Annotated in this window: 16 protein-coding genes; 6 read left to right on the forward strand and 10 right to left on the reverse strand. The window is 71.7% G+C overall.

What is annotated here, in order from left to right; translation table 11 throughout:
- Window positions 1–136 precede the first annotated feature (136 nt).
- From ACFWBB_RS34240 to ACFWBB_RS34250, 3 genes are all read right to left on the reverse strand, one after another.
- Window positions 137–1,597, reverse strand: coding sequence for a glutamate synthase subunit beta (locus ACFWBB_RS34240; protein ID WP_385280460.1), 1,461 nt, complete (start codon window positions 1,595–1,597; stop codon window positions 137–139).
- Entirely contained in the window at window positions 1,590–6,188 is a 4,599-nt protein-coding gene (gene gltB / locus ACFWBB_RS34245; RefSeq protein ID WP_385280463.1) for a glutamate synthase large subunit, read from the reverse strand. The genes ACFWBB_RS34240 and gltB overlap by 8 nt, the downstream gene beginning before the upstream one ends.
- A gap of 381 nt (window positions 6,189–6,569) precedes the next feature.
- Window positions 6,570–7,301, reverse strand: a complete 732-nt coding sequence (locus ACFWBB_RS34250; protein WP_385280466.1) for a VIT1/CCC1 transporter family protein — start codon at window positions 7,299–7,301, stop codon at window positions 6,570–6,572.
- A gap of 289 nt (window positions 7,302–7,590) precedes the next feature.
- Between ACFWBB_RS34250 and ACFWBB_RS34255 the strand changes: the two genes are divergently transcribed.
- From ACFWBB_RS34255 to ACFWBB_RS34280, 6 genes are all read left to right on the forward strand, one after another.
- Window positions 7,591–8,718, forward strand: a complete 1,128-nt coding sequence (locus ACFWBB_RS34255) for an ADP-ribosylglycohydrolase family protein (RefSeq protein WP_385280468.1) — start codon at window positions 7,591–7,593, stop codon at window positions 8,716–8,718.
- Window positions 8,715–10,301: an ADP-ribosylglycohydrolase family protein gene (locus ACFWBB_RS34260; RefSeq protein ID WP_385280471.1), complete on the forward strand. Its 1,587-nt coding sequence runs from the start codon at window positions 8,715–8,717 to the stop codon at window positions 10,299–10,301. The genes ACFWBB_RS34255 and ACFWBB_RS34260 overlap by 4 nt, the downstream gene beginning before the upstream one ends.
- Window positions 10,302–10,309: 8 nt before the next feature.
- Complete coding sequence (locus ACFWBB_RS34265) at window positions 10,310–11,485, forward strand: ADP-ribosylglycohydrolase family protein (RefSeq protein ID WP_385280474.1); 1,176 nt, start codon at window positions 10,310–10,312, stop codon at window positions 11,483–11,485.
- Complete coding sequence (locus ACFWBB_RS34270) at window positions 11,473–12,852, forward strand: ADP-ribosylglycohydrolase family protein (protein WP_385280476.1); 1,380 nt, start codon at window positions 11,473–11,475, stop codon at window positions 12,850–12,852. The genes ACFWBB_RS34265 and ACFWBB_RS34270 overlap by 13 nt, the downstream gene beginning before the upstream one ends.
- A gap of 103 nt (window positions 12,853–12,955) precedes the next feature.
- Window positions 12,956–14,152 carry a CaiB/BaiF CoA transferase family protein gene (locus ACFWBB_RS34275; protein WP_385280479.1) on the forward strand — a complete coding sequence of 399 codons (1,197 nt, stop codon included), beginning with the start codon at window positions 12,956–12,958 and terminating at the stop codon, window positions 14,150–14,152.
- Window positions 14,149–14,982, forward strand: coding sequence for an HpcH/HpaI aldolase/citrate lyase family protein (locus tag ACFWBB_RS34280; RefSeq protein WP_385280482.1), 834 nt, complete (start codon window positions 14,149–14,151; stop codon window positions 14,980–14,982). Before ACFWBB_RS34275 ends, ACFWBB_RS34280 begins: the two co-directional genes overlap by 4 nt.
- A 78-nt stretch (window positions 14,983–15,060) precedes the next feature.
- On the opposite strand, the gene lgt is transcribed toward ACFWBB_RS34280, so the two are convergent.
- The 7 genes from lgt to ACFWBB_RS34315 all read right to left on the reverse strand — a co-directional run bounded on the left by lgt (window position 15,061) and on the right by ACFWBB_RS34315 (window position 21,207).
- Window positions 15,061–16,290, reverse strand: coding sequence for a prolipoprotein diacylglyceryl transferase (gene lgt, locus ACFWBB_RS34285; protein WP_385280485.1), 1,230 nt, complete (start codon window positions 16,288–16,290; stop codon window positions 15,061–15,063).
- A 94-nt stretch (window positions 16,291–16,384) separates the two neighbouring features.
- Entirely contained in the window at window positions 16,385–17,161 is a 777-nt protein-coding gene (locus ACFWBB_RS34290) for a DsbA family protein (protein WP_385280488.1), read from the reverse strand.
- Between the two features lie 131 nt (window positions 17,162–17,292).
- Window positions 17,293–18,129, reverse strand: coding sequence for a tryptophan synthase subunit alpha (gene trpA, locus ACFWBB_RS34295; RefSeq protein WP_385280491.1), 837 nt, complete (start codon window positions 18,127–18,129; stop codon window positions 17,293–17,295).
- Window positions 18,126–19,409: a tryptophan synthase subunit beta gene (gene trpB, locus ACFWBB_RS34300; RefSeq protein WP_385280493.1), complete on the reverse strand. Its 1,284-nt coding sequence runs from the start codon at window positions 19,407–19,409 to the stop codon at window positions 18,126–18,128. Before trpB ends, trpA begins: the two co-directional genes overlap by 4 nt.
- Window positions 19,410–19,476: 67 nt before the next feature.
- Complete coding sequence (gene trpM, locus ACFWBB_RS34305; RefSeq protein WP_385280495.1) at window positions 19,477–19,716, reverse strand: tryptophan biosynthesis modulator TrpM; 240 nt, start codon at window positions 19,714–19,716, stop codon at window positions 19,477–19,479.
- Window positions 19,717–19,737: 21 nt separating this feature from the next.
- Window positions 19,738–20,547 carry an indole-3-glycerol phosphate synthase TrpC gene (gene trpC, locus ACFWBB_RS34310; RefSeq protein ID WP_385280498.1) on the reverse strand — a complete coding sequence of 270 codons (810 nt, stop codon included), beginning with the start codon at window positions 20,545–20,547 and terminating at the stop codon, window positions 19,738–19,740.
- Between the two features lie 195 nt (window positions 20,548–20,742).
- Window positions 20,743–21,207, reverse strand: a complete 465-nt coding sequence (locus ACFWBB_RS34315; protein ID WP_385280510.1) for a DUF2752 domain-containing protein — start codon at window positions 21,205–21,207, stop codon at window positions 20,743–20,745.
- Between the last annotated feature and the right edge of the window lie 45 nt (window positions 21,208–21,252).

The following is a 21,252-nucleotide window of genomic DNA, read 5'->3' on the forward strand; positions in this document are numbered from 1 at the left end:
GCCGTACGTCCGTTCGCCGGTGCGCGGACATGCGACGGCGCCTGCCCGGTCGTCCGGTCGGGGACTGTGGGGCAGGCGCCGTCTGTGTTCCGTACGCCTTTGTACGGGACGTATGGGGGCCCTGAGGGCCGGGCCGTCAGACCAGCAGCGAGCGGTCCGTCGGGCGGATCGGGGCCGGCAGTTCGCTCGTGCCGGTCAGGAACCGGTCGACACCGCGGGCGGCCGAGCGGCCCTCCGCGATCGCCCACACGATGAGCGACTGGCCGCGGCCCGCGTCCCCGGCGACGTACACGCCCGGGACGTTGGTCTGGAAGTCGGCGTCGCGGGCGATGTTGCCGCGCTCGTCGAGTTCCAGGCCGAACTGCTCCACCACGCCGTTCTCACGGTCGGTGCCGGTGAAGCCCATGGCGAGGGTGACCAGCTGGGCGGGGATCCTGCGCTCCGTGCCCGGCTTCGGGTTCAGCCTGCCGTCGATGAACTCGACCTCGCTGAGGTGCAGCCACTGGACGTTGCCGTCCTCGTCGCCCTCGAAGTGGGTGGTGGAGACGGAGTAGACCCGCTCGCCGCCCTCCTCGTGCGCGCTGGTGACCTTGTAGAGCATCGGGAAGGTCGGCCACGGCTGACTCGGGTTCCGCTCCTCGCCGGGCTTGGGCATGATCTCCAGCTGGGTGACCGAGGCCGCGCCCTGGCGGTGGGCGGTGCCCACGCAGTCGGCGCCGGTGTCGCCGCCGCCGATGACCACGACGTGCTTGCCCTCGGCCGAGATCGGGGGCGCCACGAAGTCGCCCTCCTGGACCTTGTTGGCCAGCGGCAGGTACTCCATCGCCTGGTGGACGCCCTTGAGTTCACGGCCGGGGACCGGGAGGTCACGGGCGGTCGTGGCGCCGGCGGCGATGACGATGGCGTCGTAGCGCTTCTTCAGGTCGGTCGCCTTGAGGTCACGGCCGATCTCGATCCCGGTACGGAAGCGGGTGCCCTCCGCGCGCATCTGCTCGATACGGCGGTTGATGTGCCGCTTCTCCATCTTGAACTCGGGGATGCCGTACCGCAGGAGGCCTCCGATGCGGTCCGCGCGCTCGTAGACGGCGACGGTGTGGCCGGCCCGGGTGAGCTGCTGGGCGGCGGCCAGGCCCGCCGGGCCCGAACCGATGACCGCGACGGTCTTGCCGGACAGCCGCTCGGGGGCCTGCGGGGCGACGTCACCGGTCTCCCACGCCTTGTCGATGATCGAGACCTCGACGTTCTTGATGGTGACCGGCGGCTGGTTGATGCCGAGCACGCACGCCGACTCGCAGGGAGCGGGGCACAGCCGGCCCGTGAACTCCGGGAAGTTGTTCGTGGCGTGCAGGCGCTCGGAGGCCGCCGACCAGTCCTCGCGGTAGGCGAAGTCGTTCCACTCGGGGATCAGGTTCCCCAGCGGACAGCCGTTGTGGCAGAACGGGATGCCGCAGTCCATGCACCGGCCGGCCTGCTTGCCGATGATCGGCAGCAGCGAACCCGGGACGTAGACCTCGTTCCAGTCCTTCAGACGCACGTCGACCGGACGGGACTTGGCGACCTCACGGCCGTGGTTCAGGAAGCCCTTCGGGTCAGCCATTGGTCGCCGCCTCCATCATCTTCTCGGTGATCTCGGACTCGGAGAGTCCCGCCTGCTCGGCGGCGTCCTTGGCGGCGAGCACTGCCTTGTACGTGCTGGGGATGATCTTGCTGAAGCGCTCCGCGGCGGCGTCCCAGTCGGCGAGCAGCTTCGCGGCGACCGTCGATCCGGTCTCCTCGGCGTGGCGGCGCACCACGTCGTGCAGCCACTGCTTGTCGACCTCGTCCGGCGTCTCGACGGCGGCGAGGTTGCCGGAGTTGACGTTGTCGCGGTTCAGGTCGATCACGTAGGCGATGCCGCCCGACATGCCGGCCGCGAAGTTGCGGCCGGTCTCGCCGAGGACCACCGCGTGACCGCCGGTCATGTACTCGCAGCCGTGGTCGCCCACGCCCTCGGAGACCACCGTCGCGCCGGAGTTGCGGACGCAGAACCGCTCACCGCTGCGGCCGCGCAGGAACAGCTCGCCGCCGGTCGCGCCGTAGGCGATGGTGTTGCCCGCGATCGTCGAGAACTCGGCGAGATGGTCGGCGCGGCGGTCGGGGCGGACGATGACCCGGCCGCCCGACAGGCCCTTGCCGACGTAGTCGTTGGCGTCGCCCTCCAGGCGCAGCGTGACACCGCGCGGGAGGAAGGCGCCGAAGGACTGGCCCGCGGAACCGGTGAAGGTGATGTCGATGGTGTCCTCGGGCAGGCCCGCGCCACCGAACTTCTTCGTCACCTCGTGGCCGAGCATGGTGCCGACCGTGCGGTTGATGTTGCGGATGGCGACCTGGGCGCGCACCGGCTGGGCCTCGGTCGCGGAGTCCGCGGCCAGGGCGTCGGCGGCGAGCTTGATCAGCTCGTTGTCGAGCGCCTTCTCCAGGCCGTGGTCCTGCGTGATGACCTGGTGCAGCGCCGCGCCGTCGGGCAGGGCGGGCACGTGGAACAGCGGGGCCAGGTTGAGGCCCTGCGCCTTCCAGTGGTCGACGGCGCGCTCGACGTCCAGCACCTCGGCGTGGCCGACGGCCTCCTCGATGGTGCGGAAGCCCAGCTCGGCGAGGATCTCGCGGACCTCCTCGGCGATGAACTTGAAGAAGTTCACCACGTACTCCGCCTTGCCGGCGAAGCGGTCGCGCAGCACCGGGTTCTGGGTGGCGATGCCGACCGGGCAGGTGTCCAGGTGGCAGACGCGCATCATGACGCAGCCGGAGACGACGAGCGGCGCGGTCGCGAAACCGAACTCCTCGGCGCCGAGCAGCGCGGCGATGATCACGTCACGGCCGGTCTTCAGCTGGCCGTCGGTCTGCACGACGATGCGGTCGCGCAGGCCGTTGAGCAGCAGCGTCTGCTGGGTCTCGGCGAGGCCGAGCTCCCAGGGGCCGCCGGCGTGCTTGAGCGAGGTGAGCGGGGAGGCGCCGGTTCCGCCGTCGTGGCCGGAGATGAGCACCACGTCCGCGTGTGCCTTGGACACACCGGCCGCGACCGTGCCGACGCCGACCTCGGAGACCAGCTTCACGTGGATCCGCGCCTGCGGGTTCGCGTTCTTCAGGTCGTGGATCAGCTGGGCGAGGTCTTCGATGGAGTAGATGTCGTGGTGCGGCGGCGGGGAGATCAGACCGACACCGGGGGTGCTGTGCCGGGTCTTGGCCACCCACGGGTACACCTTGTGGCCGGGCAGCTGGCCGCCCTCGCCGGGCTTGGCGCCCTGGGCCATCTTGATCTGGATGTCGTCCGCGTTGACCAGGTACTCGGAGGTGACGCCGAAGCGGCCGGAGGCGACCTGCTTGATGGCGGAGCGGCGGGCCGGGTCGTACAGCCGGTCCGCGTCCTCGCCGCCCTCACCGGTGTTGGACTTGCCGCCCAGCTGGTTCATGGCGATGGCGAGGGTCTCGTGCGCCTCCTTGGAGATGGAGCCGTACGACATGGCACCGGTGGAGAAGCGCTTGACGATCTCACTGGCCGACTCGACCTCGTCGATGGAGATCGGCTGCCGGTCCGACTTGAAGCCGAACAGGCCGCGCAGCGTCATGAGGCGCTCGGACTGCTCGTTCACACGGTCCGTGTACTTCTTGAAGATGTCGTAGCGGGCCGTGCGCGTCGAGTGCTGGAGGCGGAAGACCGTCTCCGGGTCGAACAGGTGCGGCTCGCCCTCGCGGCGCCACTGGTACTCGCCGCCTATCTCCAGGGCGCGGTGGGCCGGCGCGATGCCGCTGGCCGGGTACGCCTTGGCGTGGCGGGCGGCGACCTCCTTGGCGATGACGTCGATGCCGACGCCGCCGATCTTGGTGGCGGTGCCGCTGAAGTACCTGTTGACGAAGGCGTCGTCGAGGCCGACGGCCTCGAAGACCTGGGCGCCGCGGTAGGAGGCGACGGTGGAGATGCCCATCTTGGACATGACCTTCAGGACGCCCTTGCCCAGGGCGTAGATCAGGTTGCGGATCGCCTGCTCGGGCTCGATACCGTTGATGAAGGTGCCGGCGCGCAGCAGGTCCTCGACGGACTCCATCGCCAGGTAGGGGTTGACGGCGGCGGCGCCGAAGCCGATCAGCAGAGCGACGTGGTGCACTTCGCGGACGTCGCCGGCCTCGACGAGGAGGCCCACCTCGGTGCGCTGCTTGGTGCGGATGAGGTGGTGGTGGACGGCGGCGGTGAGCAGCAGCGACGGGATCGGCGCGTGCTCGGCGTCCGAGTGGCGGTCCGACAGGACGATGAGCCGGGCGCCGTTGTCGATGGCGGCGTCGGCCTCGGCGCAGATCTCATCGATGCGCGCGGCCAGCGCTTCTCCGCCGCCGTGCACCCGGTACAGACCGGAGAGTGTCGCGGCCTTGAAGCCGGGCATGTCGCCGTCGGCGTTGATGTGGATGAGCTTGGCCAGCTCGTCGTTGTCGATGACCGGGAACGGCAGGGTGACGGTCCGGCACGACGCGGCGGTCGGCTCGAGGAGGTTGCCCTGCGGGCCGAGGGAGGAGCGCAGGGAGGTGACGAGCTCTTCGCGGATCGCGTCCAGCGGCGGGTTGGTGACCTGAGCGAACAGCTGGGTGAAGTAGTCGAAGAGCAGCCGCGGGCGCGCGGAGAGCGCGGCGATCGGCGAGTCCGTGCCCATGGAACCGAGCGGCTCGCCGGCGGTCTTGGCCATCGGCGCGAGGATGAGGCGCAGCTCTTCCTCGGTGTAACCGAAGGTCTGCTGGCGGCGGGTGACCGAGGCGTGGGTGTGCACGATGTGCTCGCGCTCGGGCAGGTCGACCAGCTCGATCTCGCCGGCCTCCAGCCACTCGGCGTAGGGCTTCTCGGCGGCGAGCTGGGCCTTGATCTCGTCGTCCTCGATGATGCGGTGCTCGGCGGTGTCGACGAGGAACATCCGGCCGGGCTGGAGGCGGCCCTTGCGGACGACCTTGGCGGGGTCGATGTCCAGGACACCGACCTCGGAGCCGAGGACGACGAGGCCGTCGTCGGTGACCCAGTAGCGGCCGGGACGCAGACCGTTGCGGTCGAGCACGGCGCCGACCTGGGTGCCGTCGGTGAAGGTGACGCAGGCCGGGCCGTCCCAGGGCTCCATCTGCGTGGAGTGGAACTCGTAGAAGGCACGCCGGGCCGGGTCCATGGACTCGTGGTTCTCCCACGCCTCCGGGATCATCATGAGCACGGAGTGCGGCAGCGAGCGGCCACCGAGGTGGAGCAGCTCGAGCACCTCGTCGAAGGACGCCGAGTCGGAGGCGTCCGGCGTACACACCGGGAAGATCCGCTCGATGGACTTCTCGTCCTTGCCGAACAGGTCCGAGACGAGCTGGGACTCGCGGGCCTGCATCCAGTTGCGGTTGCCCTTGACGGTGTTGATCTCACCGTTGTGCGCGACGAAGCGGTACGGGTGTGCGAGCGGCCACGACGGGAAGGTGTTCGTCGAGAAGCGCGAGTGGACGAGCGACACGGCCGAGGCGAAGCGGCGGTCGGACAGGTCCGGGAAGAAGGGCTCGAGCTGGCCGGTGGTCAGCATGCCCTTGTAGACGATCGTCCGCGCGGAGAGCGAGGGGAAGTAGACCCCGGCTTCGCGCTCGGCGCGCTTGCGCAGCACGAACGCCTTGCGGTCGAGGTCGATGCCCGTGCTGGCGTTGTCCGTGACGAAGATCTGGCGGAAGGCCGGCATCGTCGAGCGGGCGGTGGCGCCGAGCAGCCCGGGGGCGACCGGGACCTCGCGCCAGCCGAGGACGGTGAGGCCCTCGTCGGCGGCGATCGTCTCGATCTGTGAGACGGCGTCCTGGAGGCCTTCCTCGGGGAGGAAGGCGATACCGACGGCGTAGCCACCGGCTGCGGGGAGCTCGAGTCCGGCGACCTCGCGGAAGAAGGCGTCCGGGACCTGGGTCAGGATGCCCGCGCCGTCGCCGGAGTCCGGCTCGGAGCCGGTGGCGCCGCGGTGTTCGAGGTTGCGCAGAACGGTGAGCGCCTGCTCGACCAGCGTGTGGCTCGCCTCGCCGGTGAGGTTGGCCACGAAGCCGACGCCGCAGGCGTCGTGCTCGTTGCGGGGGTCGTACATACCCTGCGCAGCAGGGCGAGCATCCATGAAGGACCAGTTCTGGCCATTCGCGGAATGCTGGGACGGCTGGCGCGGCGTACGCATCGGCTCTCCCGTCGTCGTCTCAAGTGGCATATCTGCTGGCGAAGGGACGACGTTGGCCCTCTGCGTAACGCAAAATTTCGTGCAGGTTACATGATGGAGCGGTTCTCGGGAACCGGATACTCCGTTCCAGCATGCGGACGCCACGGGGTCGCGAAGGGGGTGTCGCGCACGTGGCTGGAAGTGTGTGGGGGCCGGACGGTACGAGATCGATCTGATCGGAGTCCGTCGGCCCGGAAGGCGGGGGGAGCGGCGTCGTTCATCCCGCGAGTGCGCCGGAGGCGTCATTGCCCACAGCGCTTACGGCTCATGCCCGCTGGTCAAGCACTCGAAACCAGTCAGTAACAATTATTTATGCGGCCCAACGCATAAATAGCATTCGCCCTATCCTACGGCCGTTCCGAACAAGCTGCCCAGGGCGTACGTCACACCGGCCGCCGCCCCGCCGAGGACGAGCTGCCGCAGCCCGCTGAACCACCAGGTCCGCGCGGTCACCCGGGCCACCACGGCCCCGCAGCCGAACAGTCCGAACAGCGCGAGCAGCACGGCCGGCCACAGCGAGGCGGCGCCCAGCAGATAGGGCAGCACGGGCAGCAGCGCGCCCAGCGCGAACGCCCCGAAGCTCGACACGGCGGCGACCAGCGGCGAGGGCAGGTCGGAAGGGTCGATGCCGAGTTCCTCGCGGGCGTGGATCTCCAGCGCCTGCTCGGGATCGCGAGACAACTGATGGGCGACCTGCCGGGCCAGTGCGGGCTCGACACCCCGGGCCTCGTACAGCGCCGCGAGCTCGGCCTCCTCGTCCTTGGGGTGCTTTCTCAGCTCCCGCCGCTCGACCTCGAGTTCGGCCTCGACGAGCTCACGCTGCGAGGCGACGGAGGTGTATTCGCCGGCGGCCATGGAGAAGGCGCCGGCGGCCAGACCGGCCAGTCCGGTGATGACGATGGTGTGCTGGCTCACCGCCCCGCCGGCGACGCCGGTCATCAGGGCGAGGTTGGAGACCAGGCCGTCCATCGCCCCGAAGACGGCGGGCCGCAGCCAGCCACCGTTGACATCCCGGTGGGTGTGGTTGTCGCGGTGCGCCTCGTGCAGTGCGGCTTCGGTTTCGATGATGGCCATGAGATCCCCCAGGGTGTCCGATGAGCTTCAGCAAGCTGAGGCAAAGCTAAGTTTGGACTGATTCCATTCTTTTACAACCGAGAAGATACGCCGGAGGATTCCCTCCCGCCAGGAAGGAAAGGCTGGGCTAACCTGCGGTTTTACCCTCGAATGCTCATACGATCGAGGGCGCGCACATATGTCGACCGGGTGACATGAGAGTCATCGAGGCTGAGGTCAACCGCCGATGGTGGGACACATCCGCAAAGGGCTCCGCGCCCCGTGCGGGCCCCCTCAGGAGAGGCCGTGTATGGCATCGATCGCCTGCATCCCCTCGGCTCCGGCGCCGGGGGACGCTGCCGCACTGCGCGAACGGGCCCGCGGCGCCCTGCTCGGCCTGGCCGTGGGAGACGCCCTGGGCGCCCCCGCGGAGAACATGAAGCCCTCCGAGATCCGCGCCCGCTGGGGCCGCATCACCGGTTACGTCACCGACAGGCCGGCCGTCACCGACGACACCGAGTACGCAATCTTCTCGGGCCTGCTGCTGGCCCGACACGGCTCCGCACTCACCCCGGCCCACGTCGAGGCGGCCTGGCACCAGTGGATCGCCGACCTCGACGAGGGCCCCTTCCGCGGCGCCGGCTTCAGCGAACGCGGCACCCTGGAGAACCTCCGCCGGGGCCTGGCGGCGCCGATCTCGGCGCAGCACCGGCACGCCTGGAGCGACGGCCTGGCGATGCGCGCGGCCCCCTTCGGCGTCTTCGCCGCGGGCCGCCCCGCGGAAGCGGCCCGGCTGGTCGCGATCGACGGCGCGGTGAGCCACGACGGCGAGGGCATCTACGGCGGTCAGGCGGTCGCGGCGGGAGTGGCGGCGGCGATGGCGGGAGCGCCGGCGACCACGGTGGTCGCCTCCGCCCTGGCCGTCGTCCCCGAGGACTCCTGGACGGCGCGTTCCCTGCGCCGGGCGGTGGCGGTGGCCCACCGGGGCGAACGGGCGGTCCGCTCCGCCGTCGTCATCGGCGGCTACCCCTGGACCGACCTCGCGCCCGAGGCCGTCGCCCTGGCCTTCGGCGCCTACGCGGCAGCCGACGGCGACTTCCGTGAAGCCGTCCTCACGGCGGTGAACATGGGGCGCGACGCGGACACGACGGCGGCGGTGGCGGGCGCCCTGGCCGGAGCGACGAGGGGCGTGTCGGCGATTCCGGCGGAGTGGGCGTCGGCGATCGGTCCGGCACGGGGCAGCTGCCTGCCGTCGATGGCGGGCCATCACGTGCTGGACGTGGCGGAGCTGCTGATGCCGGGCGAGGGCGGCAAGTGGGGCGAGGGGATGGTCGTCGAGGAACTCGTACCGAACCTGATGGGCCTCGGCCGGTTCACCGTGCCCGACCCGACCGCCTTCACCCTGGCGGCGAACGACGGGACGGAGGCGGGCTCATGAGACCGCCCGCCCCGTGGGACGAGGGAGCGGCCGGGCCGGAGTCCGCCGGAGCCCCGACAACCACCACCCCACCCCCGGCCAGACCACACGCACCCGCACCGCCCCCCGCACCAAACCCGCACAAACCCGCGCCAACCCCACCGCCCACGCCAAATCCACACGAGCCCGCAACCCCCACACCCACCCCACCAACCACGGCCAAGCCGCACGAGCCTGCACCCCCCACACCCACCCCACCGCCCACGGCGAAGCCGCACGCACGCGCGGCCGCCGACGGCGAGGACACCCAGCAGGGGCCACCGGCACCCGACAACGAGAGCCGCACGGGTGGTGCGGGTGGGAACGACAAGGCCGACGGCGAAGCCGAGGCCGTAGAAGCCACCCACCCGCGGGACGCGCACCGCACCGAAGACCCGCCGGGCCCCGCCGACGGCGAAGCCGAGGCCCTGGACCCCACCCACCCGCGGGACGCGCACCGCATCGAAGGCCTCCTGCTGGGCCTGGCCGCGGGCGACGCCGCCGGCTGGCCCGCCGCCCGCCACCGAGCCGCCCGCATGCCGGAGTGGACCCGCCGCCTCACCCGCGAACTCGACACCTTCGCCGAACACAACGCGACGACCACCCTCCCCGTCCCCATCGCCCTCAACCAACCCCCCGAACCCCTGCGCCTCGGCCCGTCCGACGACGCCGAGTGGGCGGCCTTCGCGGCGGAGGCGGTCCTGCGCGCAGGGGACGATGCCGCCCTCGGCGACCTCAGCCGGGAGCGCCGGATGCGCGCCGCCATCGACCTCACCTGGAACGCCGTCGCCTGCGAGGTCGCGGCGGCCGCCGACCGCGCACCCGAGGTCGAGTCCGCCGTCCTGCCTCTGCGCGCCCGTATCTCCGTCCGGGCCGGCCTCGGCAACCTCGCGGCCGGCCTGCGACCGCCCGCCACCGGCCACGACAACCCCCACTACTTCGACGACGCGGCCTGTGTGCGTGCCTGCGTCCTGGCCGTGGCCCACCCCGGCGATCCCCGGGGGGCCGCCGAACTCGCCGAGTTCGACGCCCGTTACACCCAGGACGGCGACGGCGTGCACGGCGCACGCGCGATGGCGGCGGCCTGCGCGCTGGCCCTTGTCGGCGGGGACGCCGAGGCCTGTGTGGCGGCGGCGCTCGCCGAACTCCCCGAGCACACGGAGATCGGCCGCAACGCCCGGCACGCCCTCGCGCTGGCCCACGACGCCGACGGCGCCTTCGCGCTCGTCCCGCTCCTGGAACACCAGATCGTCGATCACGTCTACAGCTACGGCATCGCCGCGGCGGAGACGGTCCCGGTGGCCCTGGCCCTGGTGATCGCGTCCGGCGGCCGTATCCACGAAGCGGTACCGGCGGCGGCCTGTCTCTCCCGGGTGGCGGACTCGGCCCCGGCCCTGGCGGGCGCGCTGACCGGCGCGTTGGGCGGCGGCGCCGTGATCCCCGCCTCCTGGCGCGAGAGCTGCCGGACCCTCTCCGGCTGCGTGCTGCCCCGGCTCACCGGCACCGACCTGGTGGAACTCGCCGGACTCCTGGAAGCCGCACAACCGACCCCAGCGGGGGGATGATTCGGGGCATGACGCCCAAAACAGAAGAAAGCAACGGCGGAACCCTGGAAGAGCGCATCACGGCCGCCCTCGTCGGCGCGGCCGTCGGCGACGCCCTCGGCGGCCCCGTCGAGGGCTACTCCCCCGAGCAGATCCTCCAGCGCCACGGCAGCCGGGTGCACGGCATCGTCGGCCCCTGGAACGGCGACGACTGGCGCACCGCCCGCCCCCTCGCCCCGTACCACAAGGGTGACGGCCACGTCACCGACGACACCTTGATGACCCACGCGCTGATCAGGGTCTATGCCACGGTCCGCGACCACCTGGACGCGTACGCGATCGCGGACCACCTGGTCCCGGACCTGCTGACGACACCTCGCTGGATCCCGGAGCTGGAGGCGGAGGCACTCCCCCTCCACCGGATCTTCCTGGCGGAGAAATGGCTGGTGACCAGACTCCATTACGGTCATGTGGACCCGCGTGAGGCAGGCGTGGGCAACATCGTCAACTGCGGTGCGGCGATGTACATGGCCCCGGTGGGCCTGGTCAACGCGGCCAACCCGGCGGGCGCGTACGCCGAGGCGCTGGAGATCGCGGGCGCCCACCAGTCGTCGTACGGCCGTGAGGCGGCGGGAGTCTTCGCGGCGGCGGTGGCGGCCGCCTGTACGCCGGGCGCGACGGCGGACTCCGTCGTCACGGCCTGTCTGGCGCTGGCACAGGACGGGACCCGCACGGCGATCGAGAAGGTCTGCGAAGCGGCGGCCCGGCACACCGACTTCGAGTCGGCGCTGGTCCCACTGCGCGAGGCGGTGACGCCGTACGACACCGTGGGCCCCGACTACCGTCGCCCCTCCCTGGCCGCCCGTCGCCCGTCCCGCCTGCACGCGATCGAGGAACTCCCCGTCGCCCTGGGGATGTTGGTGGTGGCCGGCGGCGACTACCGGCAGGCGGTCCTGGGCGCGGTCAACTACGGCCGCGACTGCGATTCGATCGCGACGATGGCCGGAGCGGTGGCCGGCGCCCTCAACTCGCCACCGCCCGACGACTGGTCCAAGCAGGTCGCCGAGGCCAGCCGCCTCGACCTCTGTCAGCCCGCGGCGACGCTCGCCGAGGTCACCCGGGAGATCTTCGACCGGGACGTCCGCCACCGCCGCACGCACGAGCAGGCGTTCGCCGCGATCGGAGGTCCGGGATGCTCCGACTGAGCTGGGTACAACCGGAGGACCTCCTCGGCCACGAACTGCGCCAGGCGGCCCAGGACGGCCGCGAACCCTGGACGATCGCCGCACGCTGGAAGGCGGCCGGCGGCTGCGAGGCACCGGCCCGGGCGGGCGCGTCCCCCCAGCCCGCCTCCCGCTACCTGCGCCTCCTCGCGGAAGACCTCCTCGACGAACTGGCCGACCTGCCCGGCAGATTGACGGAGCACGAGCCGACCGGCCTGAAGAGGATCAGGGCCCTGTGCCCGCAGTGGCCGGGCCGGCCTGCCGACGGTCACTCACCGGCCCCCACCCGGGCCGGACTGGAGGCGGCCTGGCTGGGCCGGGCCACCGGCTGTCTGCTGGGCAAACCGGTCGAGAAACTCCCCCTGGAGGCCGTCCGCCAACTCGCCCGGGCCACCGGCAACTGGCCCCTCGCCCACTACTTCACCGCCTGCGGAGTCCCCCAGCCTCTCCTTGAGACACACCCGTGGAACCGCCGCTCGGCGACCACCTCCCTCGCCGAGAACATCGACGGCATGCCCGAGGACGACGACCTCAACTACCCGTTGCTCAACCTCCTTCTGCTGCAACGCCACGGCAGGGACTTCACCACCGCGGACGTGGCCGGGCTCTGGCTGGACGAGCTCCCGGCGGGCCGCACCTTCACCGCCGAACGCGTCGCCCTGCGCAACCTCCTCTGCGGCATCGAGCCCCCGCTCACCGCGCGCCACCGCAACCCGTTCCGGGAATGGATCGGCGCCCTCATCCGCGCCGACGTCCACGGCTGGACCAACCCCGGGGACCCGGCGGCGGCGGCCGAGCAGGCCCACCGCGACGCCACCCTCACGCACACCGCCAACGGGGTCTACGCGGCGATGTTCACGGCGGCCACCATCGCCACGGCCGCGACCGGCGCCCAGGACATCCACGCCTGTCTGCGTACCGGCCTGAGCGTCGTCCCGCCCCGCTCCCGTCTCGCGCAGGCCGTCACCCACGCCGTCCGACTCGCCTCGGAACACGACGACTTCGACACCGTGGTGGACGAACTCCACGCCACCCACAAGGCGTACCACTGGGTCCACGCCGTCCCCAACAGCGCCCTGCTCGCCGCCGCCCTCACCCACGCGGACGGCGACTTCACCGGCTCCATCGGCCGGGCCGTGTCCGGCGGCCTGGACACCGACTCGGTCGGCGCGACGGCCGGCGGGATCGCCGCCCTGCTCACCGGCGACCCGGCCGCCCTCCCCGACCACTGGACGGCCCCCCTCAAGAACCGTCTGGCCACCTCCGTCGCCGACCTCAACGGCGTCGGCTTCGACACCCTGGCCCACCTCACCTGGTCCCTCGCCCACCGGGAGGCTTCCCGCCCATGACCGACACCGTCGCACCCGGCAGCACGCACGGGGGCCTCGCCGCCCACGCGGACGCCGACGACTCGACGCCCCGCCGCGCCGAGACCGAGACGCCGTGCGCGTCATGACCGAGAGGACCGCTCCCCTGCACGGTGTCCGCGTCCTCGACCTGGCCACCCTCTTCGCCGGGCCCCTCGCCGCCACCATGCTCGGCGACTTCGGCGCGGAGGTCATCAAGGTCGAGCACCCCACCCAGCCCGACCCCTCCCGGGGGCACGGCCCGTCCAAGGACGGCGTGGGCCTCTGGTGGAAGCTCCTCGGCCGCAACAAGCGCACCATCACCCTCAACCTCTCCAAGCCCGGCGGCCGCGCCACGCTGCTGCGCCTGGCCGCCACCGCCGACGTGATCATCGAGAACTTCCGCCCCGGCACCCTGGAGAAGTGGGACCTCGGCTGGGACGCGCTGTCGGCGGCCAACCCCCGTCTCGTCCTCACCCGGGTCACCGCCTTCGGCCAGTTCGGTCCCTACGCGCACCGCCCGGGCTTCGGCACCCTCGCCGAGGCGATGAGCGGGTTCGCGGCGATCACCGGAGAACCGGACGCGCCCCCGACCCTCCCGCCCTTCGGCCTGGCCGACTCGATCGCCGGCCTGGCCACCGCCTACGCCGTTATGACGGCCCTCGCCGGCCGCGACCGCACCGGCGAGGGACAGGTCGTCGACATGGCGATCATCGAACCCATCCTCACCGTCCTCGGCCCCCAGCCGCTCTGGTACGACCAGCTGGGATACGTCCAGGCCCGCACCGGCAACCGGTCCGCCAACAACGCCCCGCGCAACACCTACCGCACCGCCGACGGAGGCTGGGTCGCCGTCTCCACGTCGGCCCAGTCGGTCGCGGAGCGCGTCATGCGCCTGGTCGGCCGCCCCGACCTGATCGACGAGCCCTGGTTCGCGACCGGCGCCGACCGGGCCGCCCACGCCGACCTCCTCGACGAGGCGGTCGGCAGCTGGATCGCCGCCCGCGACCGCATCGACGTCCTGGCCGCCTTCGAGAAGGCGGAGGCGGCGATCGCCCCGGTCCAGGACGTACGGGACGTGATGACCGACCCCCAGTACCAGGCCCTCGACACGATCACCGCGGTCGACGACCCGGAACTGGGCCGGATCCGCATGCAGAACGTCCTCTTCCGGCTCTCCTCCACGCCCGGCGCGATCCGCTGGACCGGCCGCCCGCACGGCGCCGACACGGAGGCGGTCCTGACCGAACTGGGCCTGACCACGGCCGAGCTGACATCCCTGCGCGAGGCAGGCGCCCTGTGAACAGAACCCCACTGACCTGGCTCTACGTCCCCGGCGACCGTCCGGAGACCGTCACCAAGGCCCTCGCCTGCGGCGCGGACGTCGTCATCGTCGACCTGGAGGACGCGGTCGCCGCGGACCGAAAGGAGTACGCCCGCACGGCCACCGCCGAACGCCTGCGCGAGCCCCAGTCGGTCCCGGTCCATGTCCGGGTGAACGCCCTGGACAGCCCCTTCGCGGCGGCGGACCTCCGTACGATGGCCGCTCTCCCGGGGGTCTCCGCCCTGCGTCTGCCGAAAGTGACGTCCCCGCACCAGATCACCCGCGTCGCCGAGAGCGTCCCGCCCGCGGACCGTGGAGCCACCCCCCTCCACGCCCTCCTGGAGACCGCCCTCGGCATCGAACACGCCTACGCCATCGCCTGCGCCCACCCCTCCCTGCGCGGCATCGCCATCGGCGAGGCGGACCTACGGGCCGACCTGGGCGTCCGCGACGACGCGGGCCTCGACTGGTCCCGCGCCCGTGTCGTGGTCGCCGCCCGGGCCGCGGGCCTGGCTCCGCCACACCAGTCGGTCCACCCCGACATCCGTGACCTGGAGGGCCTGGCCACCAGCTGCGCCCACGGCCGCACCCTCGGTTTTCTCGGCCGCGCCGCCATCCACCCCCGCCAGCTCCCGATCATCGAACGGGCCTATCTGCCCACCCAGCACGAGCTGGAGGAAGCCGAGACGATCGTGAAAGCGGCGGCCACCGAACAGGGCGCCCAGGCGCTGCCGGACGGCCGCTTCATCGACGCGGCCGTGGTGGCGATGGCACAACGCACCCTGTCCCTGGCGGCCCGCGGGGGCTGACCCCTCCCCGTCGCGCACAGACGACGAGGGCGCCCGGCAGACCCCGGGCGCCCTCGTCGTCGTACGAACGACCAGCCGTCAGCTCTTCTTACCGGCCGACTCGGCCCCGTCCTTGACCTCGTCCTTCACGGCAGCGGGCCCGTCGGCCTCGGCCTTGCCGTGCGCGTCCGCCACACCCGCACCGGCCTTGGCCGTGGCCTTGGTGTCGGCACCGGTCTTGACCTTGACATCCGCCTTGGAGGCGTCGTCAGCCTTGGCTTCGCCGACACCCGCCGCTCCGGCGTCGGCGTTGGCCTTCGCCGCGTCGTCGCCCGCAGAGCCGGACTTCACGGCACCCCCGGCCTCGGACTTCACGTCGGACTTCGCGTCGGACTTCGCGTCGGACTTCACGTCGGACTTCACGTCGGTGTCGCCGTCGGTCTCGTCCTTGGCCGCGTCCAGCGCCTTGCCCTCGCCGTCGGCTCCGGCTTCCGTCCCACCGCCGGAGGCATCCGCACCCGGCTCGACCACTGCCTCACGCCCCGGCCGCTTCTTCGCCGAGATGACGAAGTAGGCCACCGCGAGCAGGAACACGACCAGCGCGGTCCAGTCGTTCAGCCGCAGACCCAGGATGTGGTGGGCGTCGTCGACCCGCATGTACTCGATCCACGCGCGGCCCACACAGTACGCGGCGACGTACAGCGCGAAGGCCCGCCCGTGCCCCAGCTTGAAGCGGCGGTCGGCCCAGATGACGAGGAGCGCCACGCCGACGCACCACAGCGACTCGTACAGGAACGTCGGATGGTAGTAGCCGGGCACCCGTCCGTCCGCCGAGGACGTGATGTGCAGGGCCCAGGGAAGGTCGGTCTCCTTGCCGTACAGCTCCTGGTTGAACCAGTTGCCCCAGCGGCCGATCGCCTGGGCGAGCGCGATGCCGGGCGCGATGGCGTCGGCGTACGCGGGCAGTGCGATGCCCCGCCGTCGACAGCCGATCCACGCGCCCACCGCACCGAGCGAGATCGCGCCCCAGATACCGAGGCCGCCCTCCCAGACCTTGAAGGCGTCCACCCAGTCACGGCCCTCGCTGAAGTACAGCTCGTAGTCCGTGATCACGTGGTAGAGCCGGCCGCCGACCAGGCCGAAGGGCACCGCCCAGACGGCGATGTCGGCCACCGTGCCGGCCTGCCCGCCACGGGCGACCCAGCGCCGGTTACCGAGCCAGACCCCGACGAAGACGCCGATGATGATGCAGAACGCGTAGCCGCGCAGCGGAACGGGGCCGAGGTACAGCACTCCGTGCGACGGGCTGGGAATGTAGGCAAGTTCCATGGCAGGGTCGACGCTACCGTGCCGGGCCGGGCCGACGGCAGGCAGCCCGGCAACGGCTCCATAACGGGCAGGTGTGAAGGGGCCTTACCCCCTGTCACCCTTTGTCGGCCTCCTCCACCCTCTGCTTCAGCTTCGCCGGCGTCATCGACTGGTCCGCGTAGATGTTCTTGCCGTTGAACAGCACGGTCGGAGTGCCGCCGAAATGGCCGTTCTGGAAAGCCTGGTTGGACTTCACGACCCAGCTGTTGTGCGTGCCGTCCTCGACACAGGTACGGAACGTGGGCGTGTCGAGGCCGTCGACCTTGGCGGCGAGCCCGATGAGCTTGCTGTTCTCGGCGAAGGCGTCCTTCGTTTCTTCCGGCTGGTTCTCGTACAGCACGTCGTGGTAGGCGGAGAACTTCCCGGCGTTCTGCGCGCAGGCCGCCGCGTTGGCCGCGTTACGGGAGCCGCTGCCGCCCATGTTGCCGTCGATGAGCGTGGCCAGGTGGTACTCGACCCTGAGCTTCCCGGCGTCCGTCAGCTCGTGGATCGTGGGGCGGTACGCCGTCTCGAAGGCCCGGCAGGCCGGGCAGCGGAAGTCCTCCCACACCGTGAGCGTGGACTTGGCGCTCCCCTTGCCGACGGGGATGGCCAGCGCGTCCTCGCCCTTCGCCCCCGAGGGCGCCACGACCGGGCCCGCCTTGTCGCTGCTGTCGTCCTTGCCGGAGTTCGCGGCGACGATCCCGATCACCGCCGCCAGGCCCAGGACGCAGACGACGCTGGACGCGACGATCAGCGTCCGCCGGCGTCGCTCCACGGCCTTCTGTTTCTCTCGCTCGACCGCCAGCCGCTCCCTGGCGGTGCGCTTTCCCGCATGATTCTTCTCGCTCACACCCCCAGAACGAACCGGGGAGGCGCATTGCGCCTCCCCGACCCCAGGTCCACCCGTTCGAGTGACCATGGACATATTTCGTGGAAATGTCCCGCTCCGATACGCCTGTTCCCGGCTGAGCCGGCCCCGGGCTACGCCTGTCGGCGCACGCCCTTCGCCAGCTCACCCGCGAGTTCGCGCACCGCCTCGACGCCGGCCGCGTCGTCCGGCGCGTCCAGCATCCGCTTGACGAAGGCCGAGCCGACGATCACGCCGTCGGCGAAGCCGGCCACCTCGGCGGCCTGCCTGGCGTCGGAGACACCGAGGCCGACACAGACGGGCAGACCGGCGCCGGTCGCCCGGGTCCGCTCGACCAGGTTCTGGGCCTGCGTGCCCACCGACTCACGGGTGCCGGTGACGCCCATCAGCGAGGCGGCGTAGACGAAGCCGCTGCCCGCCCGGGTGATCTGCGCGAGCCGCGCGTCCTGGCTGCTCGGCGCCACGACGAAGACCGTCGCGAGGCCGTGCTTGTCCGCGTGCTCCCTCCACAGCGCCGACTCCTGGACCGGCAGGTCGGGCAGGATGCAGCCGGCGCCGCCCGCCTCGGCCAGCTCGGCGGTGAAACGCTCGACGCCGTAGCGGTCGATCGGGTTCCAGTACGTCATGACGAGGACCGGCTTCCCGGAGGCCTCGAAGGCCTCCCGGACCGTCCGCATGACGTCCGCGATCCGCACTCCGCCGCGCAGCGCGATGTCGTCGGCGGTCTGGATGACCGGACCGTCGAGGACGGGGTCGCTGTGCGGCAGACCGACCTCGACGACATCCGCGCCACCGTCGAGGACGGCCTTGATCGCCTCGATGCCGCCGTCCACCGTCGGGAACCCGGCCGGGAGGTAGGCGATCAGCGCGGCGCGGTCCTCCGCCTTGGCGGCGGCGAGGGTGTCCGACAGCAGCCTGCTCTGTCCGCCGGTGAATGCGGTCCCGCTCACTTGGCGTCCCCCTCGATCTCGGCGGTGGCGGCCCCGTCGGCGGCGACCTCGGCGTCGGTGTCGTACAGGTCGAAGTAGCGGGCGGCCGTGTCCATGTCCTTGTCGCCGCGGCCGGACAGGTTGACGACGATCAGCCCGTCCTTGCCGAGCTCCTTGCCGACCTCCAGGGCTCCGGCCAGCGCGTGCGCGCTCTCGATGGCCGGGATGATGCCCTCGGTGCGCGACAGCAGACGCAGCGCCTGCATGGCCGCGTCGTCGGTGACCGCGCGGTACTCGCCGCGGCCGGTGTCCTTGAGGTAGGAGTGCTCGGGGCCGATGCCCGGGTAGTCCAGACCCGCCGAGATGGAGTACGGCTCGGTGATCTGGCCCTCGTCGTCCTGGAGGACGTAGGAGCGGGAGCCGTGCAGGATGCCGGGCTCGCCCGCGGTCAGGGTCGCCGCGTGCTCGCCGGTCTCGATGCCGTGACCGGCCGGCTCGCAGCCGATGAGCCGGACTCCGGCGTCCGGGATGAAGGCGTGGAAGAGGCCGATGGCGTTGGAGCCGCCGCCGACACAGGCGACCGCCGCGTCGGGCAGCCGTCCGGCGCGCTCCAGGATCTGGCGGCGGGCCTCGACACCGATGACGCGGTGGAAGTCGCGCACCATCGCCGGGAAGGGGTGCGGCCCCGCGACCGTGCCGAACAGGTAGTGGGTGCGGTCGACGTTGGCGACCCAGTCACGGAAGGCCTCGTTGATGGCGTCCTTCAGCGTGCGGCTGCCGGACTTCACGGCGACGACCTCGGCGCCCAGCATGCGCATGCGGGCCACGTTGAGGGCCTGGCGCTGGGTGTCGATCTCGCCCATGTAGATCGTGCACTCGAGTCCGAAGAGCGCGCACGCGGTGGCCGTCGCCACGCCGTGCTGGCCGGCGCCGGTCTCGGCGATCACGCGTGTCTTGCCCATGCGCCTGGTGAGCAGGGCCTGGCCCAGCACGTTGTTGATCTTGTGCGAGCCGGTGTGGTTGAGGTCCTCACGCTTCAGGAAGACCCGGGCACCGCCGGCGTGTTCGGCGAACCGCGGCACCTCGGTGAGGGAGCTGGGGCGGCCGGTGTAGTGCACGAGCAGGTCGTCGAGCTCGCGGGCGAACTCGGGGTCGTGCTTGGCCTTGTCGTACTCGACGGCGACCTCGTCCACGGCGGCGACCAGCGCCTCCGGGATGAACTTGCCGCCGAACGCGCCGAAGTAGCCTTCGGCGCTGGGGATTTGACCGTCGGGGTCGGGAATGAAGAACTCGCTGGGCATGCGGAAACCTCACGGTGAGTTTGTGGAGAACACTGATCGCCGTGGGGACGGAGCTTGTCGGACGACCTCAGGCCGTAGACAGCCGGTCGCGCCCGCGCGGCAGAACCGCGGAATTCGACCAAGCCCCGCGCCCCTGAAGGGCGCGCTGCCATCGCATGCCGTTCACCTGTCCCGGCTCGTCCCCGATGACATACCGGACCCGGCGGCCGTGCACCCTGCGGGCGGGCGCACGGCAGCCACGCGGGCGGCAGCCACGCGCGAGGCGGGCGTACCGGTCCGTGGTCGTCTCGGTGGTCGTCGGAGTCATCGGGGCAAGCCTAGCGGGGTCTCAGCCCCGGCCGTGGCGCAGTGCGGGGTGCTCGCCCGCCGCCACCAGGTCGGCCACGGCCGTCTTCGGGTCGCGGCCCGTCACCAGGGACTCGCCGACCAGGACCGCGTCGGCGCCGGCGTTGGCGTACGCGATGAGGTCGTGCGGGCCCCGGACGCCGGACTCGGCGACGCTGACGACGTGGGCCGGGATCTCGGGGGCGATCCGCTCGAAGGTGCCCCGGTCGACCTCGAGGGTCTTCAGGTTGCGCGCGTTGACGCCGATCACCTTGGCGCCCGCGTCGACCGCGCGCTCGACCTCGTCCTCGTCGTGGACCTCGACGAGCGGGGTGAGGCCGATGGAGACGGCACGCTCGATCAGCGACTCCAGGGCCGACTGCTCGAGGGCGGCCACGATCAGCAGCGCGAGGTCGGCGCCGTACGCGCGGGCCTCCCACAACTGGTACGAGGTGACGATGAAGTCCTTGCGCAGCACGGGGATGTCCACCCGCGCGCGTACCGCCTCGAGGTCGGCGAGGGAGCCGCCGAAGCGGCGCTCCTCGGTGAGGACGGAGATGACGGCGGCGCCGCCCGCCTCGTAGTCCGCGGCCAGTCCGGCCGGGTCGGCGATCGCGGCCAGCGCGCCCTTGGACGGGCTGGAGCGCTTGACCTCGCAGATCACCTTGACGCCGTCGCCCCGGAGCGCGGCCACCCCGTCCTTGGGTGCGGGGGCCTTCGCCGCGCGCTCCTTGAGCTCGTCGAGGCTGACGCGCGCCTGCCGCTCCGCGAGGTCGGCACGGACTCCGTCGATGATCTCGTCGAGCACACTCACGCGAGCGGCCCCCTTCCAGACGGCTGACAGACGGTGGACAGTTCCAGCGACCAGAGAAAAAAGGTGGTCACTGCGATGGTATCCGGAGGAAGGCGAAGGCCTCACATCCGGTTGACGGCGGTCCCTCCCCCGCCCTCGAACAAGCTTCGCATGCTCGGGCGGGAGGTGCCCCCATACTGGGCATTCGCCCGTTGATCAAGGATGCAGCCAGCCACCGAACGGCAGGTTCCGGACAACCGTGAAGACCAGCAGGAACGCGCCCAGCGTCCACATCCGCACCGGGGTGAGTTCCACGCGCGCGGGGCGTCCGCGTGCCGCGCGGACCACCCAGACGGTCCACACCACCGCGAAGCCCAGGTAGCCGACGACAGCCATCGCGTTGTCGTGCAGGGCGGTGGCGAAGTCACCGTGCACGAAGGCGTGCGCGCTGCGCAGACCGCCGCAGCCCGGGCAGTACAGGCCCGTGATGCGCAGCAGCGGGCAGACCGGGTAGTGGCCGGGCTCATTGGGGTCGACGGTCCCGACGTACACGAAGGCCGCGGCGACGGCCGCGAGGATCCCGGCGGGCACGGCGAGCCGTCCGAGCGCGGTTTCCGGGGTCCGGGGCGTCGGCGGTGTCGGGGGCGTCACCCGCTGACTGTCGGCGTTCACGCCTCGCATTGTGCCCCGCCGGGGCGCCACGCGCGCGTGAGGGGCGGCCGGTGT

It is taken from the genome of Streptomyces sp. NPDC060000 (assembly GCF_042737375.1).
Lineage (GTDB): Bacteria > Actinomycetota > Actinomycetes > Streptomycetales > Streptomycetaceae > Streptomyces.

Bases quoted from the DNA above. Each gene is read 5' to 3' on its own strand.
- gltB (WP_385280463.1), bottom strand. From the start codon at position 6,188: ATGCGTACGCCGCGCCAGCCGTCCCAGCATTCCGCGAATGGCCAGAAC.
- trpM (WP_385280495.1), bottom strand. From the start codon at position 19,716: ATGACTCCGACGACCACCGAGACGACCACGGACCGGTACGCCCGCCTC.
- lgt (WP_385280485.1), bottom strand. From the start codon at position 16,290: ATGGAACTTGCCTACATTCCCAGCCCGTCGCACGGAGTGCTGTACCTC.
- ACFWBB_RS34260 (WP_385280471.1), top strand. From the start codon at position 8,715: ATGAGACCGCCCGCCCCGTGGGACGAGGGAGCGGCCGGGCCGGAGTCC.
- trpB (WP_385280493.1), bottom strand. From the start codon at position 19,409: ATGCCCAGCGAGTTCTTCATTCCCGACCCCGACGGTCAAATCCCCAGC.
- ACFWBB_RS34275 (WP_385280479.1), top strand. From the start codon at position 12,956: ATGACCGAGAGGACCGCTCCCCTGCACGGTGTCCGCGTCCTCGACCTG.
- ACFWBB_RS34265 (WP_385280474.1), top strand. From the start codon at position 10,310: ATGACGCCCAAAACAGAAGAAAGCAACGGCGGAACCCTGGAAGAGCGC.
- ACFWBB_RS34255 (WP_385280468.1), top strand. From the start codon at position 7,591: ATGGCATCGATCGCCTGCATCCCCTCGGCTCCGGCGCCGGGGGACGCT.
- ACFWBB_RS34270 (WP_385280476.1), top strand. From the start codon at position 11,473: ATGCTCCGACTGAGCTGGGTACAACCGGAGGACCTCCTCGGCCACGAA.
- ACFWBB_RS34250 (WP_385280466.1), bottom strand. From the start codon at position 7,301: ATGGCCATCATCGAAACCGAAGCCGCACTGCACGAGGCGCACCGCGAC.
- ACFWBB_RS34240 (WP_385280460.1), bottom strand. From the start codon at position 1,597: ATGGCTGACCCGAAGGGCTTCCTGAACCACGGCCGTGAGGTCGCCAAG.
- ACFWBB_RS34315 (WP_385280510.1), bottom strand. From the start codon at position 21,207: ATGCGAGGCGTGAACGCCGACAGTCAGCGGGTGACGCCCCCGACACCG.